General features: G+C 37.7%; 1 protein-coding gene. It reads left to right on the top strand.

Annotation, left to right across the window (positions count from 1 at the left end):
• A partial coding sequence (locus tag CXF71_RS07935; protein WP_157826710.1) for a sensor histidine kinase occupies positions 1–469 on the top strand: 469 nt, incomplete at its 5' end.
• Between the last annotated feature and the right edge of the window lie 53 nt (positions 470–522).

Genomic DNA, 522 nt, shown 5'->3' with positions numbered 1-522 from the left:
ACCTGAGCCTAAAAAACATCCCACATCAATCGTTAGTTTGGTGGATAAAGTCATCCCACTTTATCAAAACCCACTTGATACCCTCCCCGAAAATCAAAAAAATAAGATCACTGTGTCTCGTTCAGAAGATGTGGAGTTACTGATTGATCCCATTCAATTTGAGCAGGTATTCATTAACTTAATTAAAAATGCGATTGAATCTATGCAAAGTAAAACGGCTACCGGTGAAGTAAACGTTAGCTGGCAAGTGACTGACAATACTTTTAGATTCATAATTAGTGATGAAGGGTCTGGCATTAGCAATAAAGGTAATTTATTTGTGCCATTTTACACCACTAAAAAGCAAGGCTCTGGTATCGGCTTAGTCTTTTGTCGACAGGTACTTGAAGTTCATAATGGTCAACTAAGTCTGATTAATAGAGCAGATAAAGAGGGCTGTTTAGCTATTATTGAATTGCCCCTTTCTTAAGCATTCACGCTAAGTTCTAATCTCAAGTTAGCTTTGCGCGCTTTCAAACTGCT

Origin of the sequence: Colwellia sp. 12G3, assembly GCF_002836775.1 — a bacterium.
Lineage (GTDB): Bacteria > Pseudomonadota > Gammaproteobacteria > Enterobacterales > Alteromonadaceae > Colwellia.
This window is presented reverse-complemented; position numbering and strand designations above follow the sequence as displayed.